The sequence below is a fragment of the Vibrio sp. 10N.222.46.A1 genome (assembly GCF_041473595.1).
Taxonomy (GTDB): Bacteria; Pseudomonadota; Gammaproteobacteria; order Enterobacterales; family Vibrionaceae; genus Vibrio; species Vibrio tasmaniensis_A.
Genome location: NZ_JBFRSN010000863.1, coordinates 1 through 3,928, shown reverse-complemented (window position 1 = coordinate 3,928; position 3,928 = coordinate 1). Strand labels below are relative to the sequence as shown.

Sequence of the window (3,928 nt, the reverse complement as noted above, 5' to 3'; positions counted from 1 at the left end):
TATTCCTTTGTATCTTTAAAGTCTCTTCCGATATGGCGGCCAAAGAGTTGTTCAAGTGCAAGGTGACAATCATCAGTGATCATTGCACCAGTTTCACCAAACGTCATCAAACCTTCTCTAGTTCGAGTAACTTCGTGCATTAACTCAACAAGCTCTTTACCGCTTATATTCTTTGCGAAGTTTTGGATGTAATTTAATTCATCTTCAAAATTTGCTATAGCTTGCTTGTAAAGTTGCCCTTCAAGATCATCGAAGAAATCAGATACTCTTTTAAATCTGGCAGGGGCTAGTTTATAGCTTACAAATCCAGTCTTTGGAGCAAACGCAAGTATACCAACGTTGGCAAACTCTGATGTTTCTGCGAATGGCATAAAGCGAACAATCGCGAATTGTAAAGCTACTTTCATGATATGTCCTCCCAAAACGGTTCAGCTAAGAATTTCTTCAATACTAACGTAATTTCTGATCGAATAGTATCGATTGGATACATTTCTAACCACTCTTCTGGTATCTCACTGATGATATTGTCAATATCTTGCAGGGCATTTTGAAATTTTTCTGTATAAACTTCTTTATCGACTAGCTCTAAGCCATTCCAAGAGCCTGAACTTACATGTTGTTCTTTATGTTCATCAATTTTAAAGTCATCTGCAAAAGCTAGGTTATGATCAACAACACACGTTTCTTTGGTCTTTTGCTCCAAGAAAAAGTTAGGATTACCGCCTTTATCAGTGAGGTTTCTATCATTATTCTGAATCCAATAATCAAAAACAAACAGATCACGAAGTAACTGCTTTGGAACCTTCTGTATTTGATTATAGGTTATTTCTTGAATGTTAGGTTTATATGATGAAGCAAAACAATAACCAGCCTCTAAGTCAAAAGAGCTGTATTCAACTAGTAAATCATCAACCCAAGCGATTTTAAAATCCGGAATAGGTAAGCCAAAGCTTTTCGCTAGATGAGCTACTATCCATTCTTTTACAAGGCCTCGACAAGTAGCACTACTGCCTTTTACGACATACTGTTTTCCATCATCACCTTCACAGAGATACGGGTTCGTTCTCCCTTGCGCCATCATTCTTGTAATTTTTAAGATTTCTATCACGAAGTATTACCATACACAGCGAGCTGATTAGTGTCTGATTGGATATTACCATAAGTAATTTCCTGAATTAATTGGTTATGCTAAGAGAGTGATCAAGAGTTGATAGTTTGGTCGAATTTACCCCCGTGATACACCATGGGTGTCACCGTGAAGAATATGATAAGGATGGATAACTTTTTAGTAGGGCAAACGTACATAAATAGGATGTGAATGAGTTCAAATTCTACCCAACAATGGTCGTGTGGACGACATATCTTTCTTTCGTTCCCCTTGAAAACCTTTCTTGGTGCCGATATATGAATGTTGCATAACTTAAAAGAGGTTTTTCCGATGAACGATTGGGATTACGTGAATTTTAGCGAAGATCATGAAATGAATTATCATTTAGGGCTAGTTGGTAAATCGAAATCTGAATACAACAGAAAGTACCTAAGAGATAACACTCAATGGACAGCAAAGAACAAGTTGGACAAAACACGCGTTACACACGCTGATTTTAAATCCTTTGTTGTAGCCGATAAGCCGTATTTTCAAGATCCAGCCTAGCGCGGGAATTGTAGATAATGATCACTATTTGTTAGGAAGTTTCAACTTTTAGGTTCTAAATTAAGCCTCAAAGAAACACGGACCGTAATCTTGGGCCGCATTAAACATATGGCTTAAATGTAAGGATTTCTTTGTTAAAGGATCATACTTATGACAAGCAAAACAGCCCCTATCTTCTTTAGGAGGCACTAAAGCTGCACACATCAAAGAAGCCTACATTAGCGCTTTCAACCACATGGCTAGCCAACTTCAAAGTGCAATGCCAACACTTCCACTATCACAATACCAACTCCCTGCAAGTTGTTTACCGAACTTCTACGATTCTGGTTGGTTGCCAGCCCATTACTAACGCTGTTATTCAGAAACCCATTGGACATATCACATTAAGTTCCAAATTCGCCCAACTGGCGGAAAGTATTGCGCCAAATTTGAATTAGGAGTAGGTGGGAAAGGTGAAACTCAACCGTGGTTTTCTTCAAGTGGTGCTGAGTTTATTGATAGTGGCTTTTATCTAGAGTATCGATATATCGAAGAGCTATGGGAAAGTGTAAGGCTGGTATTAGAAAAATACCGAGCGCATAGCCCGTATTGATAACAGGGAGGTCAAGTTCCCCCGAACTTGACCTATCCAGACGCAGCAAGCAAAGGCGTTTGGGTTAGGTGTAAGTGAATAATTTACACGCAATGCATTTGTTGTGTAAATACTTATTAAAGTTAAGGGCATTGGTTCGGTGCGGATCAGGTGTAATGCGGACAACTTAACTAAACATGGGATAGCCTAAATATCGAGTCGATAAATCATTGCTGCGCTCTTAGTGGCATAGAAAACACTCGTTTACCATGAACGCTGTGGTGATAGCTAGATCACTGAATCGACGTGGCCTCCTGTGTTTACTCTGTTTGCTTTGTGCCCACTCACTTACCGCTTCTTCATAAATCCAAAAGGTTAGAGATCCACGGTTAATGAGTGATTGGTTTTATTGCTTCCAATTGGTTGTTTTGTAACGAGGTTTAGGCATAACGTTACGAGAGGTGGTGAATGTAGCTGCTCAGATCGTAGGTTCTGGATTTAGTTCCACTGAATTACGCAACAAAGCCACTAATAACAGGAAAATTCATGGTGTGCATGTGTTGTTTAAGCAAGGTTCGCTCTAGAGCCTATTATTTTGTATGTCGTTTTAGGGAAGGATAATTTATGTCACTTGTGATATGCAAGAATGTCCTATTCATATGATGGAGTAGTCCTTGGCTGGGTGTATATTGTAACTAATTGATATTAATGATGCAAAGGCATGTGAAGTCGTAAATTCTTTCTCAAAAACTGAATGACTGAACTTATGTAGCGTCTCTGTTTGTAGCTCAGTGTTCAATGTTATTCATCCGATATTTGGAGGCACTAATGCAAGTTGTTGATGATTTTTATCAGTCTGCATCATTGCTCGTGATGCTGAGATTGCGATACCTTAAAGGACTAACGAATGAGCGAGAGCCTCACAGAATCACAAAGCATGTACAACGAACTTCAAAGCTACCTTGACTTAGTTATGCAGGAGTCAGGAGATGATGTGTTTCTAATTAAATGCGAGAAAATCTACGCATACAATATTTCTATCAGAGAGACGAACTCTGGTCTCCATTCCGTAGGGCAAGAAAGTATCAAGGGACTTATTAATCAAGCGAAAGAGTCAACAGAGTCTTTAAAGAGCACGAAAGATAAGCTCAAGGTAATGGTTCAAGCTGTTAATGCTATAGACAAAGTATTTGAACTTATGGGTGCTTATATCAAGCAGCGATAATAAAGGTTATTAAATTGTGATCGTCTTTAAGATAAGAGTGTCCTTTCTCTTTGATATTGACTCGTGTTCATAGATAAATAGTTTATATTAGGAAGTTGAAAGCTCGGATGTTTGGTTGTATATAAGACCGTTAGATACTGTGATTTAAAGTACCCCTCTAAGAGGGTTGTCTCTACAAATTTAAAGGTTTAAATGAAATTAATGTGTTATTGGTGGCTAAATTTAGTTAAGCCTAGGAAGGGCGTTGTTGATCAAATCGGTTTAAAGACCAACGACGCCATATGTGACTCGCCGTTAGTTTCGAACAGGCATACCTAGTCCTATGACTTTGTTTATAGCTTTGACATTCGCCATGATTTCTCCCACTTGAGCGTTATAACATCTCAAGCTCAATTTACCGCTGGTTAGTCCTTTATATCGAGACATTGCGGTCTCAGATATTGAGCGATAGTGATAACCCGACTCAGATTTCCACTCC

The 3,928-nt window shown here is 38.7% G+C and carries 4 protein-coding genes and 2 pseudogenes; 2 read left to right on the top strand and 4 right to left on the bottom strand.

Annotation, left to right across the window (positions count from 1 at the left end; translation table 11 throughout):
• Window positions 1-407 (bottom strand): DUF3037 domain-containing protein (locus tag AB4496_RS21250; RefSeq protein WP_372131873.1); only part of this gene is annotated, 407 nt, incomplete at its 3' end.
• A complete protein-coding gene (locus AB4496_RS21245) occupies window positions 404-1,108 on the bottom strand; it encodes a HipA family kinase (protein ID WP_029224410.1) in 705 nt (234 codons plus the stop codon). The genes AB4496_RS21245 and AB4496_RS21250, both read right to left, overlap by 4 nt.
• A 330-nt stretch (window positions 1,109-1,438) precedes the next feature.
• Here AB4496_RS21245 and AB4496_RS21240 point away from each other — a divergent pair, with 330 nt between their 5' ends.
• A complete protein-coding gene (locus tag AB4496_RS21240) occupies window positions 1,439-1,654 on the top strand; it encodes a hypothetical protein (protein WP_017082566.1) in 216 nt (71 codons plus the stop codon).
• An 801-nt stretch (window positions 1,655-2,455) separates the two neighbouring features.
• On the opposite strand, the pseudogene AB4496_RS21235 reads toward AB4496_RS21240, so the two are convergent.
• Window positions 2,456-2,619: pseudogene (locus AB4496_RS21235) on the bottom strand (transposase); the annotation flags it as partial.
• 513 nt (window positions 2,620-3,132) lie between these two features.
• Between AB4496_RS21235 and AB4496_RS21230 the strand changes: the two are divergent.
• Complete coding sequence (locus tag AB4496_RS21230) at window positions 3,133-3,450, top strand: hypothetical protein (RefSeq protein ID WP_017082565.1); 318 nt, start codon at window positions 3,133-3,135, stop codon at window positions 3,448-3,450.
• 294 nt (window positions 3,451-3,744) lie between these two features.
• Here the strand turns inward: AB4496_RS21230 and AB4496_RS21225 are convergent.
• Window positions 3,745-3,928, bottom strand: a pseudogene (locus AB4496_RS21225) (IS5 family transposase); the annotation flags it as partial.